This is a genomic window from Thalassospira sp. A40-3 (assembly GCF_015871485.1).
GTDB classification, from domain to species: domain Bacteria; phylum Pseudomonadota; class Alphaproteobacteria; order Rhodospirillales; family Thalassospiraceae; genus Thalassospira; species Thalassospira tepidiphila.
Genome location: NZ_CP065428.1, coordinates 1,860,569 through 1,876,708 on the forward strand (window position 1 = coordinate 1,860,569; position 16,140 = coordinate 1,876,708).

The following is a 16,140-nucleotide window of genomic DNA, read 5'->3' on the forward strand; positions in this document are numbered from 1 at the left end:
TCGAACTGAGGCTTAGATAAAAATATGCGTTGCCCGTTTTGCGGACATACCGATACCCAGGTTAAGGACTCCCGTCCGACCGAAGAGCATCATGCCATTCGTCGTCGCCGGTTCTGTCCTGCCTGTGGTTCACGCTTCACGACATTCGAACGTGTCCAGTTGCGTGAATTGATGGTTGTGAAGACAGACGGGCAACGCGAATTGTTCGACCGCGACAAACTGGCGCGGTCGATCTTTCTTGCGTGTCGCAAACGCCCGATTGAAGACGAACGTGTTGAAAAGGCCCTTAATGGCATCCAACGCCGTCTTGAAAGCAGTGGCGAAAGCGACATTTCCACCGATACCATTGGTGAAATGGTGATGGAGGCACTGAATGCCCTCGATCAGGTGGCCTATGTACGCTACGCTTCGGTGTACAAGAATTTCCGTGAAGCCCGCGATTTCGAACAATTCGTCGAAAAAATGCATGATGGGGAAGAAGAGGCGGACGCAGAGTAATGACAGCCCCCGCGTTTAGCGAAGACGACCGGCATTTCATGCGGGTCGCATTGAGCCTGTCAAAACGCGGTTTGGGAAATGTCTGGCCGAACCCGTCGGTTGGCTGTGTCCTTGTTTCTTCTGATGGCACCATCGTTGGTCGTGGTCACACACAACCCGGTGGTCGCCCGCATGCCGAACGTGTTGCCCTTGATCTGGCAGGTCCCTTGGCCCGTGGGGCCACCGCCTATGTCACCCTTGAACCGTGCAGCCATGTTGGCAAAACGCCGCCCTGTGCAACCGGTCTTATCGAAGCCGGGGTGTCGCGCGTTGTCAGCGCGCTGACCGATCCGGATCCGCGTGTGTCGGGCAGGGGGCATGAAATGTTGCGTGATGCGGGCATCAAGGTTGATGTCGGGCTGAATGCCGACGAGGCCCGCCGTGTGAATGAAGGTTTCCTGTCCAAGGCCGAGCGTTCCCGTCCGTTTGTTACCCTTAAACTGGCGTCCACCCTTGATGCGCGATCTGCGACGGCCAGTGGCGAAAGCCAGTGGATTACGGGTGCTAGCGCACGCGAAGCAGGTCACATGCTGCGCGCGAACCATGACGCCATTCTGGTCGGTGCCAAGACGGTTATCGCCGATGATCCAAGTTTGACCTGTCGCCTTGCCGGGCGGGATCATCAATCGCCGGTGCGCGTCATTCTGGATCGCGCGGGCGACGTACCGGTTACTGCCAAGCTTGTCCAGACGGCCGACGACGTGCCGACATGGCTGGTGACAGCCGACAAGAATTTCGCCGAACTATCGGAAAAATTTGAAAAAACTGCGGTAAAAGTGATTTCTGCAGGATGCGCAGATGATCATTTGGACCTACATGATGTGCTGCGTACGCTGGCAGATGAAGGTCTGACGCGTGTCCTTGTTGAAAGTGGTGGAAATCTTGCCGCCGGTTTGATCAGGGCGGGCGTCGTGGATCGTATCATTCATTTCGTCGCGCCATCGCTGATTGGTGGTGACGGCAAGGCAATGATTGCAGATCTTGGTTTGAAACAGCTTGCCGACGCACCGCATTTCAAACGTACTTCAGTTCGTGAAGTGGGTGCAGATATTGCGGTAACCTACGATAAAATAACGGAATAAATGAATGTTCACTGGCATCATCACCGATATCGCAACCGTTCGTGCAATCGAGAAAACCGGCGACACCCGGTTTGAGTTCACCACATCGTTTGATACCTCAAAGATCGTTCTGGGGGCATCAATCGCGTGTAATGGTGCCTGCATGACCGTGATCGAAACCGGTGATGACTGGTTTGCCATCGAGGCATCGGCAGAAAGCCTGTCGCGGACGACGTTGGGTGATCTTGTTGTCGGATCCAAGGTTAACCTCGAACAGGCGACGCGTGTCGGCGATGAGTTGGGTGGTCACATCGTATCCGGGCATGTCGACGGGGTCGCAACGCTGACCAAACGCGTACCAGAGGGTGATTCATTGCGCCTGACATTCGAAGTGCCCGAAGCCTTTGCAAAATATATCGCCTCCAAGGGGTCGGTGACACTTGAAGGTGTGTCTTTGACTGTCAACGAGGTTGACGGAAACACATTTGGTATCAATCTGATACCGCATACCCAAAACGAAACCACATTGGGTTCAAAGCAACCGGGCGACCGGATCAACTTTGAAATTGATATGCTGGCACGCTACGTCGCGCGCATGCTGGGCAAGGATTGATCAACAATGCCGCATAATTATCTTTCGCCAATCGAAGACGTCATCGAAGAGGCCCGCAATGGCCGGATGTTTATTCTTGTCGATGACGAGGACCGCGAAAACGAGGGCGATCTGGTTATTCCGGCCCAGATGGCAACGTCCGATGCCATCAATTTCATGGCGACCCATGGTCGCGGACTGATTTGCCTGACGCTTGAATCTGAGCGTTGCGACGAGCTTGGCCTGACCATGATGAGTGCGCACAACGGCACGCGCCACGAAACAGCCTTTACTGTATCGATCGAAGCCAAGACTGGCGTTACCACCGGTATTTCCGCACCTGACCGCGCGCGGACTGTGGCCGTTGCGATTGATCCGACTGCTGGTCGCCACGACATCGTGACACCGGGCCATGTATTCCCGCTCCGTGCCCGTCCGGGTGGGGTTTTGGTGCGTGCCGGTCACACAGAGGCGTCTGTTGATATCGCACGCCTTGCGGGCCTGAACCCGTCGGGTGTCATTTGTGAAATCATGAGTGATTCGGGTGAAATGGCGCGTTTGCCTGAACTGGTCGAGTTCGCCAAGAAACACAATCTCAAGATCGCACAGATTGCCGATCTGATCCGCTATCGCCGCAAACATGAAAAGGTCGTTCAGCGCAAGGCCACCACCAAGATCAAAAGTGTGAATGGCGGCGAGTTTGACATGCATCTTTATGTCAATAACGTCACCTATGCCGAACATATTGCGCTGGTCAAAGGCGATATTTCTGATGATGCGCCGGTTCTGACCCGTGTGCATGCCCTAAATGTGATAGAAGATGTCTTGGGCGATACCCAAACGGGCCATCAAGGCCAACTTTCAGCCGCCATGCGCCAGATCGGCGAGGAAGGGCGTGGTGTGGTTGTCCTGATCCGTGAACCGCGTCCGAACACGCTGTCTGCTTCGATTGCCAAACTGATCGAGATGAATGGCGGTGATGGCGATGCCCTGCGTCAGGAACTGGCGAATGAAAACGGTGATGGCGATTTGCGCGACTATGGTGTCGGTGCGCAAATCTTGCATGATCTTGGTATTCGCGACATGATTCTGCTTTCAAATACCAAACGCCACATTGTAGGACTTGACGGCTTCGGTCTAAATCTGGTTGATCAGCGTCCGCTTGTCGTCTCGGAGGAATAAAATCATGAGCAACGCCCCCCACATCCTGATTGTGGATGCGCCGTATTACACGCATATCGTCGAAGACCTTGTCAAAGGGGCTGCTTCGACGCTGCAAGCTGGTGGCGCGACATGGGACCGTATTTCGGTCGCGGGTGCGTTTGAAGTGCCAATTACCATCCGTTATGCTGTGCAGTCGATGGAAGAACTGGCCACCGGTCCGCGCTATGACGGTTATCTTGCACTGGGGTGTGTTATCCGTGGCGAAACCACGCATTACGACCACATTTGCGAAGAAGCCAACCGTGCGCTGATGCAGCTTTGCCTTGACTACAACCTGGCAATCGGCAATGGCATCCTGACTGTCGAGAACGAGGCGCAGGCACTTGCACGGGCCAAGGCTGACGAAAAGAACAAGGGCGGCGAGGCTGCCAAAGCTGTTCTGCGTCAGATTGAAGTTCAAAACCACTTTGGAATACATCACAAGTAATGACCGAGAAATCAAAGGCATCAGCCGCACAACGGCGCAGCGCGGCGCGTTTTGCCGCTATTCAGGCGCTTTACCAGGCAGAGCTTTCGCAGCTGCCTGCCGCTGATATCGTGCGCGAATATTCCGACTTCCGCCTTGATGGTACGGGTGGTCGCGATCTTGATGTGCCAAACGAGGACCTGATCGATCCGGATCGCGGCTTTTTCGCCGATCTGGTTCAGGGCGTTGCCGCGCGCATGGTCGATCTTGATGCGCTGATCAATGGGGCGCTTGAAAAGGGCTGGACCACGCAGCGTCTTGAGACGGTTCTGCGCAGTATCCTGCGTGCGGGCACCTATGAACTGATCGCACGTGAAGACGTGCCGATGCGGGTTGTCATCACGGAATATGTCGACGCAGCACATTCGTTCTTTGACGAGAACGAACCGAAGCTGGTCAATGCCGTGCTGGACCGTATCGGGAAAACCTTGCGTCCCGGTGAAGCCGGACAGAATTGATATGGCAGCGCGATCCGGCGAATTTGAACTGATCGCGCGCCATTTTGCGCCCATTGCGCAAAGTGATCCGGCCGCATTGTCTTTGAAGGATGATGCGGCCGTATTTTCACCACCAGCCGGGCACGAGGTTGTTGTAACCACCGATGCGCTGGTGGCTGATGTCCATTTCCGAAGCATTGATGAACCGGAACTGATCGCAAAGAAAGTTCTGCGCGTGAACCTGTCGGACTTGGCGGCCATGGGCGCCCGACCGGGGGGCGTGGTATTGAGTTCGGGTTATAATCGCGATCTGTTGGATGACTGGGTGGCGCGATTTGCCATGGGGTTTGGCGAAGACTGTGTTGCTTATGATGTTTCGCTTTGGGGCGGAGATACGGTTGCAACGCCGGGCCCGACCTTTTTCAGTCTGACGGCATTTGGCTATGTTCCAACGGGCAGGGCCCTTCGACGTGATCTGGCCAAACCGGGCGATGTTTTGGCTGTCACCGGAACGTTGGGTGATGCGGCCTTGGGGCTGGCGCTACTGAACGGTGAATTTCCCGATCTCGCACCGGATTTGGCCGAGTTCCTGAAAAACCGTTATTTGTTGCCGCAGCCACGGATGACGGAGAGTGCGGCCTGTATCGCATCGGAAAGACGCCTGGCTGCCATGGATATTTCCGACGGGCTTGCAGGCGATTGTCGCAAGATATGCTCTGCTTCGGGTGTCGGTCTTGTGATCAACCGCGATGCTGTTCCGCTATCCAAGGCGGCACGCAAGGTGCTGGATGGTGACGAAGACCAGTGGTTGCGCATTCTTGCGGGCGGTGATGATTACGAACTTCTGATTGCGGGCGCACCCGACGATGTTGCTGCCCTGGGCGATGCCTTCACCGTCATCGGTGGGGTGACGGATGAAGTTGGCGTTGTATCGTTGATCGGGACGGATGGAAAAATGGCCGAACTCGCAGATGGCGGGTTCGACCATTTTAAATAACGACAGGTATCTTGATCGGCTCAGGCGGCTTATTTCTGCTCGCTGAAGCGACCCAGGTTGCCAAAGAGCTGTTGCAGGATCGTGATTTCACGACCGGCAGTCGGTGTAACGCGGTCCGTCGGGATAACCGGCTTGCCGTCTTCGAGGTCATATTCACTCAGGATTTCGACGCGGTTGGCCGCATCGAAGCTGATCAGAATGACTTTCTGCTGGACGGTTTCGGGTTCGAAGAACGCAACGGTCTCGGTCACACTGGAAATATAAAGCCAGACATTTTCGTCAAAGGCGGCAACCGATGATGGCGATCCCAGAATATTGGTAACATCACCCTTGGTCGATTCTCCGACAGAGATCTGTTCAAGCTGTTCTGGGTCCGGCGCGTGGCCGCGGGTCGCAATTCTGGGGCTGCAGGCAGCGACAAAGGCAATAGCCAGCCCTGCCAGCATGATCAGGGGAATGCGGGTAGTTTTGTTATCCATGAAGCTCACCTGAGCGACCCTCTTCTTGAAGCGAAACCGGAATTGCCTTGAGTTTCTGCGCGAGGCGCATGATATTGCCGGGCAATGCATGGGGCAGACATGCCCCAATGAGATTTACGGCATTCTGCGTGCCACGACAGGAATGTCAACGAAGGAGTGTTACTGTTGTTTGGATGGCTTAAGAAAAAAGACCGCAAGCAAACTGCTGCGTTCGAGCTTTACACGGCAATGGTAACCCAGGCGCGCCAACCGGACTTCTACGCAAAGCTTGGCGTTCCCGATAAGATGGAAGGGCGCTTTGACCTTATTCTCGTTCATGCATTCATCCTGTTTCGCCGTCTGAAGGCCGATGATGGTGACCGTGATCTTGCACAGCGCATCTTTGATGTGATGTTTTCTGATCTTGATCAGAACATGCGTGAAATGGGGATCGGCGATGTCGGTATCCTGAAACGGATCCGCAAGATGTCTGAATCCTACCATGGGCGCATTGTTGCCTATGAAGAAGGTGTTCAGTCTGGCGCAGCCGAGCTTGCCGCCGCACTGGACCGCAATCTTTACGCTGACTGCAATGTCAGCAATGAACAACTTATGGCAATGGTCGGCTATATCCACGACGCGCTGACCAGCCTCGAAAATCAAACCATTTTGCAAATGCAGAACGGCGCGGTTCATTTTCCCGATGTCCCGGCTGTTGCTGTATCTGACTCGCACGAGAAAGAACGACCTGATGCCTGATAATTTTACCCCCGAGTTTTCCCGTATTGTCAAAACCGATGAAATGGTCAGTGGCAAAGAGAAACTTGTTATTGAAGCCAACGAAAAGGAACGTGCCGACCTGGCCAAACGGTTCGAGCTGGTTTCAATTGATAGCCTGCGCGCCGAGCTCGAAGTTAAAACCGCGTCAAATGGCGAAGTTACCGTGCGTGGCCCGATGAGTGCTGAAATCGTCCAGCGCTGTGTCGCCACACTCGAGCCCGTGCCGGAAACCGTTGAAGATACGGTCGAGGTTCTTTTCTCGCCGCATGTTTCCGAAGAAGACATGCCGTCAAACCCGGACGATCTTGAAAATCTGTCGGAAGCCGAATTGATGGCGCTGCTTGAACAGCCCGAGCCGCTTGTTGATGGCATGATTGATCTGGGCGAGGTTGTTGCACAGTTCCTTGCCGTTGCGATGGACCCGTATCCGCGCAAGGATGATGCGGAGCTGCCGGACTCGATCCAGACCGAAGAAGAGGCCGACGCCGACAAACCCAACCCGTTTGCGCAGCTTGCAGGCCTTAAAGAACAGCTTGAAAAGAAAAAATAGTGGTCATCCGGGCGGGAACGTCTGATGATTAGGCTTGTTGAATATGCCGGTATTTACCGGCATTTCACATTTTGACTGCACTATGATCGCGTTCACGCTGTTATGGTGTGGGCAGCCGGAATGTGCTTTACCTTGTATCTGGTGGAGAATTCCGGTAATTACGGGCGTTCCGGCCCATTGATGACAAGCTTTGCCTATTGGCTTGCCTGCCGGATACCCGGTTCAGAGATTTTAGAACAACCATAAGAGAATACGTTGCCTGAACAGGTTTGCATATCACTTGACGCGATGGGAGGAGACCACGCGCCTGAGATGGTTTTGGCTGGTGCCGAAATTGCGCTCAAGCGTTTGCCCCATCTCAAGTTTCTGATGTTTGGTGATGAAGCGAAACTCAAACCGCTTTTGGCCAAATATCCAACACTGGAAGCTGTCAGCGACATCCGCCACGCTTCGCAGGAAGTCATGATGGAAGACAAACCTTCCGTCGCGCTTCGCCAGCGCCGTGATTCCAGCATGCGTCTTGCCATCAACGCCGTCAAAGAGGGCGACGCACAGGGTGTCGTGTCTGCCGGGAATACCGGGGCGCTGATGGCGATGGCCAAGTTCGTTTTGAAAACTGTCCGCGGCATCGATCGCCCGGCAATCGCCACCTATATGCCGACACAGCGCGGCGAGACGGTGATGCTTGACCTTGGCGCAAACATCGAATGTGACGAACACAATCTTGTGCAGTTTGCCCTGATGGGGGAAGTGTTCACACGGATCCTGTTTGGTCTTGAAAAACCTTCTGTCGGTTTGCTCAACGTTGGTATCGAAGAACTCAAGGGTAATGAGTCGGTCAAGAAAGCCGCGGCGATTTTGCGCGACATTGATCTGCCGATCCGTTTTGAGGGCTTTGTCGAAGGGGATGACCTGGCCAAGGGGACGGTCGATGTGATCGTGACTGACGGGTTTACCGGCAACGTTGCGCTTAAAACCGCAGAAGGTACTGCGCGTCTGCTGGTGCATTTCCTGCGCGAGACGTTCAAAAGTTCGTTCTTTGCCAAGATCGGTTATCTTCTTGCCCGTCGTTCGCTTCAGCGTTTCCGTGATCGCATGGATCCGCGCCGTTACAACGGGGCCATGTTGCTTGGCCTGAATGGTATTGCGGTCAAAAGCCATGGCGGCACTGACGCGCTTGGTTTTTCCAACGCCATCGGGGTTTGCCACGATCTGATCGTCAATAACCTCAATGACAGCATCAAGCACGAGCTTGCACTATTTGAAGAGGCCATGAGCGGCCTTGAAAATGCGGAGCAAGAAGACGTTGCCGTTCCTGTTGGTCAAGCCAACTGATTAACCCACCAGAAAAACAGAAAACCGGCGGTCCCCAAATCATGACAACTCGTTCTCGCATTATTGGTTGCGGTTCATATTTGCCTGCAAACGTTGTAACCAATGATGATCTGGCCAAGCGCGTTGACACGTCAGATGAATGGATTGTTGCCCGCACGGGCATTCGTCAGCGCCACATCGCAGCCGAAGGTGAAACCACCAGTGATCTGGCCTTTGCTGCTGCCAAAAGCGCGATGGAACATGCCGGTGTCACATCTGATGACATCGATCTGATCATTGTTGCGACCGCGACCCCGGACAACACATTCCCGGCCACAGCCACCAAGGTGCAAAATCGCCTTGGGGTCAAAGGGTTCGCCTTTGATGTTCAGGCGGTTTGTTCTGGCTTTATCTATGCGCTGACGACGGCGGATATGTATATTCGTAACGGTCAGGCCAAAACCGCGCTTGTTATCGGGGCGGAGACTTTTTCGCGTATCCTTGATTGGGAAGATCGCCGGACTTGTGTGCTGTTTGGCGATGGAGCAGGGGCTGTCGTCGTGCAGGCCGTTGAAGGCCAGGGCACGATTGAAGACGTTGGTATTCTTGCCAACCGTCTGCATTCTGACGGCAGCAAGTATGAGCTGCTTTATGTTGATGGCGGGCCATCTGCGACCCAGACCGTCGGGCATTTGCGCATGGAAGGTCAGGAAGTCTTCCGCCATGCTGTGACAAACCTTGCCAGCGTTATCCGCGAAGTTCTGGCCGATACCGGCCTTGAGCCGGGCGATATCGACTGGCTGGTGCCGCATCAGGCCAACCAGCGCATTCTCGATAGTACGGCGCGCAAGTTTGGTATTTCCAAGGATAAGGTGGTTGTGACGGTTGATCGTCACGCCAACACGTCTGCGGCTTCAATCCCATTGGCACTGGCCGAGGCCGTCCATGATGGACGTGTCAAACGCGGTGATATTGTTGTGCTTGAAGCCATGGGCGGCGGATTTACCTGGGGCGCATCGCTAATGCGTTGGTAAAGCCGGACCATTTGTGCGGAATGACACAAATTCACGTGAAATTCTTAATTTTCACAACATTCCGTCAAAAAGCATTGTATCCTGTTGATATTGAGTGATTTCGCTACCAGATATAGCCTTGTAAATTAAGTCCCGTAATTAGGAGGCGGCCTGTCATGTCGGAAACAACGATTACCCGTGCGGATCTCGCGGAAGCCGTTTATCAGGAAGTTGGTCTGTCGCGGAATGAATCCGCCCAGCTGCTTGAAACTGTTCTCGATGAAATTTCATCGGCACTGATCAAGGACGAAGTTGTAAAAATTTCCTCTTTCGGAAGTTTCTCTGTTCGTCAGAAAGGTCAGCGTATCGGACGAAACCCGAAAACGGGTGAGGAAGTACCGATCCTTCCGCGTAAGGTGCTTGTCTTCCGGCCTTCACAGGTCCTGAAAGCCCGAATTAACGCTTAAGAAAAAGAAGTCATGAAAACGAACTTGGGGGCTGCGGCGGGAACTTCCCGCCGGACAGCAAAGTCTGACTCTGCTTTTCGCACAATTAGCGAGGCTGCAAAGGAGCTTGGTCTTCAGCAGCACGTCCTGCGGTTCTGGGAGTCCAAGTTTCCCCAGATCCAGCCGATGAAACGGGCAGGGGGCAGACGTTATTATCGTCCAGAAGACATTGATTTCCTTGCCCATATTCGCACGCTGCTGCACGACCAGGGCTTTACGATCAAGGGGGTGCAAAAGCTCCTTGATCAGAACAAGGGCAAGTTGCCATCGGAAATCGCTGTAACCGGGCAGGACGCAGAGACGGGCGCATCGGATATGGCGCGTAGTTCCACTGTGTCTGGAATGACCAGTGTCTCCGGTCCGGACAAAACAGCGCTGAAAGCTGTTTTGGGCGAACTCGAAGAACTTCAGGCGATCCTGCGCACAGGCCTGCAGGACGTTAAAAAAAATCCATAAAAACCATTTGCGTCTTTGGCGTGGCGCCGCTATTTATCGAGCCGCGCCAAACGGCGCAACTCTACGGTCGGAGCGTGGCGCAGCCTGGTAGCGCACCTGCATGGGGTGCAGGGGGTCGGAGGTTCGAATCCTCTCGCTCCGACCAATTATCTCCCCTTTGATATTATTGCGAAATTTCGCGTCTTGGGATGTTACGGCATCAGACGCGCAAGTACGTCTATATCCGTGCCATCATCAGACATCCTGAACAGAATGATTTCACCCGACCGCGGGAAAATGTCGGTCAGGGCGGTGATGTTCACCTGGTGGGTCACCAGTAACAGCTTTTCATCACCGGAAAGGCTGGCAAGCTTTGCTTTGATTGCGGCGGTCTGTTCGGTTTCTGTACTGCGATTGCGGAAAAAGGAATTCAGTGCGGGCTCCTCGGTCACCGGACCAAGATCAAGCAACTGCGCGGTATCAACGCATCGGCACCACTGGCTTGTCAGGATTGAGGTTAATTCAATCCCCATTTCGCGGATGCGATCACCGGTTTGACGCGCTTGTTGGCGGCCGGTGTCGTCAAGATTGCGCTGTGTCGTGCAATCGCCAAGGGTGAGGTTTGCCGGATCGCCGGTGCCCGGCGCAATGGCATGGCGCATCAGGGCATGAACACCGTCAGACTGCCAGATCTGCCATGCTTCGTCGGAGGCGGCAGCCGCCTGCGGAAGGCTCAGTAATGCCCCCAGAACAGTAACCACCCGGAACATATTTCGCAGCAATATCGGCATGATCTTTACCCATCTGTTGCCATCAGCAAGATGAGTCTGATACCCGCAATCATCGGGATCGGATCAGATCGGTCAGGATTTTGCGGGTTTGGCTGGCTAAGCTTAGGGGGAGCGTGCGTTAATTGCCTGCACTGGCGACCCGACGCCCTTCGTCGGTCAGCTTGCAGATCAGCCAATCGGGTTTGACAGGGTTGTCAAACCAGGGGGCCACCCAGCCATGATCGATACAGCTTCGAACCGTTTTTTCGCTGATCTGTTTGCCATTGCCGTCAAAAAGCGGCAATTTGCCACCGGGCTGGCTGAGACCACGGCGCAGCCATTCAAGCTGCACATCGGTCGGTTTCGAATGTTTTTTCCCCGCCATCGGTACTCCTCGCACCGTTATGATATGATTGGTGATACAAACATCGGATGTTAGGTCCTGACCCTGGTCAGTGTGACGGATTATCAACCATGGAGCAATCGCAATGACGCCAGAAGAGTTCCAACCAAGTGAGATGTCATTTCTGTATGTTACGGTGCCTGACATGGATATGGCGCGTGTGATTGCGGGTGGTGCTATTCGCGAAAAACTTGCGGCCTGTGCCAATGTCTTACCTCATATGACGGCGATCTATGAATGGGATGGCGATGTCGAGGAAGAAACCGAGGTGGTGGTTATTCTGAAAACGTCAAAAGCCAAGGCGCTTGAATTAGCGCAATGGGTCGAAGATCATCACCCTTATGAGGTCCCCTGTATTCTTGAGCTCCCGTTGGGGCGGGGCAATCACGATTATGTTTCATGGCTGCAAACCCAATTGGGATCCGGATCACGGCTGATGTGATTGCATCTGGTGGGCATGCCCCCTAGGATGGCGCAAATTTATTCCATGGGATGATACGAGTTCATGAACCAGCTTACCAAAATGGCCCTCGAAATGGGGCCGTTGGTCCTGTTTTTTGCGGTGAATGCAACGACCAACCTGATGACAGCAACGGCAGTGTTTGTCGCCGCCACCGTCATCGCGCTTGCGACATCATACGCGCTGGCGCGAACCATCCCGGTGATGCCGCTGATCGGTGGGGTGTTTGTCATCGTGTTTGGGGGCCTGACGCTGTATCTCGATGATGAATTGTTCATCAAGATCAAGCCGACTATTGTGAACTTGCTGTTTGCCAGCATCTTGTTTGGTGGACTGGCAGCAAGAAAACTGTTCCTGAAGCTGGTTCTGGAAAGCGCGTTCAAGGCAACCGATGAAGGTTGGCGTATTCTGACCTGGCGTTGGGCGTTCTTCTTTGTGTTTCTGGCCGTGGTCAATGAAATCGTCTGGCGCAATTTCTCCACCGATACATGGGTGGCCTTCAAGGTTTGGGGCATTATGCCGATCACCATGGTGTTTGGCATGGCACAGGTGCCGGTGCTGATGAAACACCAGTTGCCAGAAGAAGAGGGCGACAAGGCCGCGTCCTGAGCGACTGATGCGCGCATATATCCTTGAAATGCAAAAGGGCAGGATTTTGATCCTGCCCTTTGTTTGTTGGTCAGCGCGGTTGATCAGTTGATCGGAAGGGCAACACTGACGGCCGCTTGTGCGGCAATGCCTTCTTCGCGCCCGGTAAAGCCAAGTCGTTCGGTCGTGGTGGCCTTGACGTTGACCCGGTCCACATCAATCCCGAGAATTTCCGCGACTTTCTGGCGCATTGCCGGGGTGTGTGGCCCGATTTTCGGACGTTCACAGATCAGCGTCACATCGACATTCACAATCCGCCCGCCACGCTTGCGGACAAGGTCGGCCGCGTGTCTGAGGAAGATGTCGGACGCCGCACCTTTCCATTGCATATCGCTTGGCGGGAAGTGTTGACCAATGTCGCCAGCACCAATCGCGCCCAAAATCGCATCGGTCAGGGTGTGCAGGCCGACATCGGCATCAGAATGGCCTTCAAGGCGCGCGCTGTGCGGGACTTTTACCCCGCATAGGATGCAATGATCCCCCGGTGCGAAGCGGTGAACGTCAAATCCGGTGCCAGCCCGATATTCTTCTTGCGACATATGCGCTGTTTCCTTGTCTGTCGTATTAGCCCAGCTTTGTGCCCGGCCAAAATCATCGCGATGGGTAATCTTGTCGTTGTTGGTGGTGCCGGCAACGCAGATCACATCAAGCCCGATGGCCTCAAGCAGGGCTGCATCGTCGGTAAATTCCTGGCCTTCGAATTTCTGATGCGCATCGAGAATCGTTTTGAAATCAAACCCCTGTGGTGTCTGCGCTCGTTGCAGGGTTTCGCGTGCAATCGTTTTGGTGATGACGCCATCCCGATCTGTCTGCTTGATGGTATCCGCCACCGGTAGGGTGGGTATTGCCCCCGGATGGGTCTGAAGCGCTGTCACAACCCGATCAATCACGTCATCGGATATCCCCGGGCGTGCGGCGTCATGGATCAGAACGATATCCGGTCCCTTGGCCTCAAGGGCGCGCAATCCGTTCAGAACCGATTGCTGTCGGGTGTCACCACCTGGCACTGGTGCTGGGAGCAATCCGGTTTCATCCAAGGTCGCTGTTGCGCTTTCATACCAGTCCTGATGGGCGGGATTATAGACCACCTGAATAAGGTCGGGATCGGTATGACGTGCAAAGCATTCAATGCAATGTGCAAGAATGCTTTTGCCGCCAAGCATGTGATATTGTTTTGGTATCGGGTCGCCAAATCTGCTACCGCTGCCGGCAGCGACGATGACAACGCCTGTTTTTTGGGTCATAAACATAAAGCCATGGCTTGTCGTGAGTGCGCCGCAGGCTATCTTTCTGCGGAGGTTTTGCCAAGTCGGCAAATGCAATATCGGGGTCGTGATTGATCCCGGAGACTGAAACGGGTTTCAAGATGCTTGCAGCATATATCCATATCCTTGCCCTGTTGCCTCTGACCGGACAGATCATGCGCCCTGAACCACGGCGTGATATCTGGCTTTATGCATCCATTTGTCTGGCGGCTGTTGGCACAATGGTGTTGCTGGGAGTTACCGGCGAGGAAGTTCAGTCCCGTGGCTTTGCCGCAGCCCTGCATTGGTCGGAACTAACCGTGATCCTGATCTTTGGTGGTCTGGTAATTTGCAAAGGCCCGCATCAGGTCTGGCGATTGGCTGGGTATATCGGCGGTTATCTGCTTCTTTTCGCGGTTTTGGCGGCGGTCTTCCGGGTATTTGGTAACAACGTTGCCGAAACCGTGGATGGGCCGGCACTTTATTCCGGTTGGCTTTGGGCGCATATCGGCAGTTCATTGATCACCTATGCGCTTGTGACTTTGGCAGCGATTGCTGCGATGGCTTATGTCGTTCAGGAATACGCCCTGAAAAAACGCAAGCCGACCCGTTGGAGCCGACGTCTGCCACCGTTGCGCGACAGTGAATACATGTTGGTCGGTTTTTTGAAATGGTCGGCCTGGATCCTGATCATCGGGATCATTTCGGGATTTGCGCTTCGATATGTTGAAGGCCAGAGCCTGTGGGAAATCGACCACAAGATGCTGCTGACCTTGCTGGGTTTTGCGACCATTTGTGTGCTGATCTTTATCCATGAACGCTCCACCTTGCGCGGACGCATGGCCGTGCGCTTTGTTCTTGGCACCTGGTTGCTTCTGACCTTGGCGTTTCCGGGCGTTCGGTTGGTAACCGGCTATATCATCGGCTAGCCCGAAAGCAGGACGACCATATAGCCCTGCCAGATTGTGTCTTGCTCAATTTTTACGATCATCCTTTTGATGTATGCATAATTGCTAGTCATTATTCTGGCATGGGCACACATTCCTGATCGGATGGTTAATCCCGGCAATGTTGAACTTTCGTCGGATTTTCCTAGAATTTTCAGGTTTGAAACAACGATAATTGCATCAACAGGCTGAGAGTTGTTGCATGTCGTGGCCAGTTTTATTAATCTGCCCAAGTTTTAGGCAATTGGAATTCCTTCATGTCATTGCAGATCGGTTCTGTACATGTGCCAGAGAATGTTGTGCTGGCACCGATGTCAGGTGTGACTGACCTTCCGTTTCGGCAACAGGTCCGCCAGTTTGGCGGACATCTTGTTGTGTCCGAAATGATTGCGTCGGATGCCATGACCCGCATCCAGCGGCATGAAAAAGAAGTCCGTAAAATGCACGGTGATTGTGCTGCTGAAAGCCCGCTTTCGGTTCAGCTTGCCGGCACCGAACCCGAAGAAATGGCCGAAGCGGCCAAGATGAACGAAGCCCGCGGGGCCATGATCATCGATATCAATATGGGGTGCCCGGCCAAGAAGGTGACCAAGGGCTATGCCGGCTCGGCACTCATGCGTGATGAAAAGCTGGCTACCGATATTATCAAGGCGACGGTGGATGCGGTGTCGGTTCCGGTGACGTTGAAAATGCGTCTTGGCTGGGATGATGATAACCGCAATGCCCCGAAGCTTGCCCGTATCGCCGAGGATCTGGGGATTGCGATGCTGACCATTCATGGGCGCACGCGCTGCCAGTTCTATAAGGGCGATGCCGACTGGGATGCGATTGCACTGGTCAAAGACGCGGTATCGATCCCGGTTCTTGGCAATGGGGACGTAAACAGCGAAGAAGACGCCAAGGAACTGCTTGAGCGATCCGGCGCCGACGGGGTCATGATCGGTCGTGGGGCACAGGGGCGTCCATGGTTCCTTGCACAGGTGTCACACTATCTTGCGACGGGGAAAAAGCTTCCGGCGCCAACACTTGAAGTTCAGCTCCAGACCATCCTGCGTCACTATGATGCGATGATTGATCATCATGGGCGACAAGGCGTGCGCATCGCGCGCAAACATCTGGCGTGGTATTGCAACAGCCTGCGCAACGCGACGGAATTTCGTCGCGTTGTCAATGTGTTGGATGACCCGGCCGAAGTCAAAAATCAAATCCGGTCGTTCTATGAACCGTTGATCGAAAACGAAATCAAACTGGATCAGGCAGCCGCCTGATTACCTCATAACAATAATATGGCGACGGTC

21 protein-coding genes and 1 tRNA gene are annotated in these 16,140 nt (G+C 54.2%); 18 read left to right on the top strand and 4 right to left on the bottom strand.

Annotated features, from left to right (window positions below):
- Nucleotides 1-24: 24 nt before the first annotated feature.
- The 7 genes from nrdR to thiL are packed head-to-tail and all read left to right on the top strand — an operon-like array spanning nucleotide 25 to nucleotide 5,314.
- Entirely contained in the window at nucleotides 25-498 is a 474-nt protein-coding gene (gene nrdR / locus IT893_RS08355) for a transcriptional regulator NrdR (RefSeq protein ID WP_008891109.1), read from the top strand.
- A complete protein-coding gene (gene ribD / locus IT893_RS08360; protein ID WP_197147433.1) occupies nucleotides 498-1,619 on the top strand; it encodes a bifunctional diaminohydroxyphosphoribosylaminopyrimidine deaminase/5-amino-6-(5-phosphoribosylamino)uracil reductase RibD in 1,122 nt (373 codons plus the stop codon). The genes nrdR and ribD overlap by 1 nt, the downstream gene beginning before the upstream one ends.
- A 4-nt stretch (nucleotides 1,620-1,623) precedes the next feature.
- Nucleotides 1,624-2,211 (top strand): riboflavin synthase, encoded by a 588-nt coding sequence (locus IT893_RS08365; protein WP_064781434.1) that lies wholly within the window; start codon nucleotides 1,624-1,626, stop codon nucleotides 2,209-2,211.
- Between the two features lie 6 nt (nucleotides 2,212-2,217).
- Nucleotides 2,218-3,372: a 3,4-dihydroxy-2-butanone-4-phosphate synthase gene (gene ribB, locus IT893_RS08370; RefSeq protein ID WP_197147434.1), complete on the top strand. Its 1,155-nt coding sequence runs from the start codon at nucleotides 2,218-2,220 to the stop codon at nucleotides 3,370-3,372.
- Between the two features lie 4 nt (nucleotides 3,373-3,376).
- Nucleotides 3,377-3,841 carry a 6,7-dimethyl-8-ribityllumazine synthase gene (gene ribH, locus IT893_RS08375; protein WP_008891105.1) on the top strand — a complete coding sequence of 155 codons (465 nt, stop codon included), beginning with the start codon at nucleotides 3,377-3,379 and terminating at the stop codon, nucleotides 3,839-3,841.
- On the top strand, nucleotides 3,841-4,338 hold the full coding sequence (nusB, locus tag IT893_RS08380; RefSeq protein WP_063089462.1) for a transcription antitermination factor NusB: 498 nt from the start codon (nucleotides 3,841-3,843) through the stop codon (nucleotides 4,336-4,338). Before ribH ends, nusB begins: the two co-directional genes overlap by 1 nt.
- A 1-nt stretch (nucleotide 4,339) precedes the next feature.
- Nucleotides 4,340-5,314 (top strand): thiamine-phosphate kinase, encoded by a 975-nt coding sequence (thiL, locus tag IT893_RS08385; RefSeq protein WP_197147435.1) that lies wholly within the window; start codon nucleotides 4,340-4,342, stop codon nucleotides 5,312-5,314.
- 29 nt (nucleotides 5,315-5,343) lie between these two features.
- Here thiL and IT893_RS08390 read toward each other — a convergent pair whose 3' ends face one another.
- Nucleotides 5,344-5,793 carry an outer membrane protein assembly factor BamE gene (locus IT893_RS08390; RefSeq protein WP_008891102.1) on the bottom strand — a complete coding sequence of 150 codons (450 nt, stop codon included), beginning with the start codon at nucleotides 5,791-5,793 and terminating at the stop codon, nucleotides 5,344-5,346.
- A gap of 156 nt (nucleotides 5,794-5,949) precedes the next feature.
- On the opposite strand from IT893_RS08390, the gene IT893_RS08395 reads away from it, so the two are divergent.
- The 7 genes from IT893_RS08395 to IT893_RS08425 all read left to right on the top strand — a co-directional run bounded on the left by IT893_RS08395 (nucleotide 5,950) and on the right by IT893_RS08425 (nucleotide 10,536).
- Nucleotides 5,950-6,531, top strand: a complete 582-nt coding sequence (locus IT893_RS08395; RefSeq protein ID WP_371810694.1) for a ubiquinol-cytochrome C chaperone family protein — start codon at nucleotides 5,950-5,952, stop codon at nucleotides 6,529-6,531.
- Complete coding sequence (locus IT893_RS08400) at nucleotides 6,524-7,102, top strand: DUF177 domain-containing protein (protein ID WP_197147436.1); 579 nt, start codon at nucleotides 6,524-6,526, stop codon at nucleotides 7,100-7,102. Before IT893_RS08395 ends, IT893_RS08400 begins: the two co-directional genes overlap by 8 nt.
- A gap of 255 nt (nucleotides 7,103-7,357) precedes the next feature.
- Complete coding sequence (gene plsX, locus IT893_RS08405) at nucleotides 7,358-8,437, top strand: phosphate acyltransferase PlsX (RefSeq protein WP_063089467.1); 1,080 nt, start codon at nucleotides 7,358-7,360, stop codon at nucleotides 8,435-8,437.
- Between the two features lie 41 nt (nucleotides 8,438-8,478).
- A complete protein-coding gene (locus IT893_RS08410; protein WP_064781429.1) occupies nucleotides 8,479-9,450 on the top strand; it encodes a beta-ketoacyl-ACP synthase III in 972 nt (323 codons plus the stop codon).
- A gap of 155 nt (nucleotides 9,451-9,605) precedes the next feature.
- On the top strand, nucleotides 9,606-9,896 hold the full coding sequence (locus IT893_RS08415; RefSeq protein ID WP_008891097.1) for an integration host factor subunit alpha: 291 nt from the start codon (nucleotides 9,606-9,608) through the stop codon (nucleotides 9,894-9,896).
- 12 nt (nucleotides 9,897-9,908) lie between these two features.
- A complete protein-coding gene (locus IT893_RS08420) occupies nucleotides 9,909-10,391 on the top strand; it encodes a MerR family transcriptional regulator (protein ID WP_197147437.1) in 483 nt (160 codons plus the stop codon).
- 68 nt (nucleotides 10,392-10,459) lie between these two features.
- A tRNA-Pro gene (locus IT893_RS08425) sits at nucleotides 10,460-10,536 on the top strand.
- Nucleotides 10,537-10,582: 46 nt separating this feature from the next.
- On the opposite strand, the gene IT893_RS08430 is transcribed toward IT893_RS08425, so the two are convergent.
- Both IT893_RS08430 and IT893_RS08435 read right to left on the bottom strand, forming a co-directional pair.
- Nucleotides 10,583-11,161: a histidine phosphatase family protein gene (locus IT893_RS08430; RefSeq protein WP_197147438.1), complete on the bottom strand. Its 579-nt coding sequence runs from the start codon at nucleotides 11,159-11,161 to the stop codon at nucleotides 10,583-10,585.
- Nucleotides 11,162-11,279: 118 nt separating this feature from the next.
- On the bottom strand, nucleotides 11,280-11,525 hold the full coding sequence (locus IT893_RS08435; protein ID WP_197147439.1) for a hypothetical protein: 246 nt from the start codon (nucleotides 11,523-11,525) through the stop codon (nucleotides 11,280-11,282).
- Between the two features lie 103 nt (nucleotides 11,526-11,628).
- Between IT893_RS08435 and cutA the strand changes: the two genes are divergently transcribed.
- Both cutA and IT893_RS08445 read left to right on the top strand, forming a co-directional pair.
- A complete protein-coding gene (gene cutA / locus IT893_RS08440; protein ID WP_197147440.1) occupies nucleotides 11,629-11,985 on the top strand; it encodes a divalent-cation tolerance protein CutA in 357 nt (118 codons plus the stop codon).
- Nucleotides 11,986-12,048: 63 nt separating this feature from the next.
- Entirely contained in the window at nucleotides 12,049-12,612 is a 564-nt protein-coding gene (locus IT893_RS08445) for a septation protein A (RefSeq protein ID WP_197147441.1), read from the top strand.
- 83 nt (nucleotides 12,613-12,695) lie between these two features.
- Here the strand turns inward: IT893_RS08445 and IT893_RS08450 are convergent, their stop codons facing one another.
- Nucleotides 12,696-13,901, bottom strand: a complete 1,206-nt coding sequence (locus IT893_RS08450; protein WP_197147442.1) for a bifunctional 2-C-methyl-D-erythritol 4-phosphate cytidylyltransferase/2-C-methyl-D-erythritol 2,4-cyclodiphosphate synthase — start codon at nucleotides 13,899-13,901, stop codon at nucleotides 12,696-12,698.
- Between the two features lie 116 nt (nucleotides 13,902-14,017).
- On the opposite strand from IT893_RS08450, the gene ccsA reads away from it, so the two are divergent.
- Together ccsA and dusB are read left to right on the top strand one after the other, a co-directional pair.
- Complete coding sequence (ccsA, locus tag IT893_RS08455; protein WP_197147443.1) at nucleotides 14,018-14,824, top strand: cytochrome c biogenesis protein CcsA; 807 nt, start codon at nucleotides 14,018-14,020, stop codon at nucleotides 14,822-14,824.
- Between the two features lie 275 nt (nucleotides 14,825-15,099).
- Nucleotides 15,100-16,110 carry a tRNA dihydrouridine synthase DusB gene (gene dusB, locus IT893_RS08460; RefSeq protein ID WP_197147444.1) on the top strand — a complete coding sequence of 337 codons (1,011 nt, stop codon included), beginning with the start codon at nucleotides 15,100-15,102 and terminating at the stop codon, nucleotides 16,108-16,110.
- The last annotated feature ends 30 nt before the right edge of the window (nucleotides 16,111-16,140 follow it).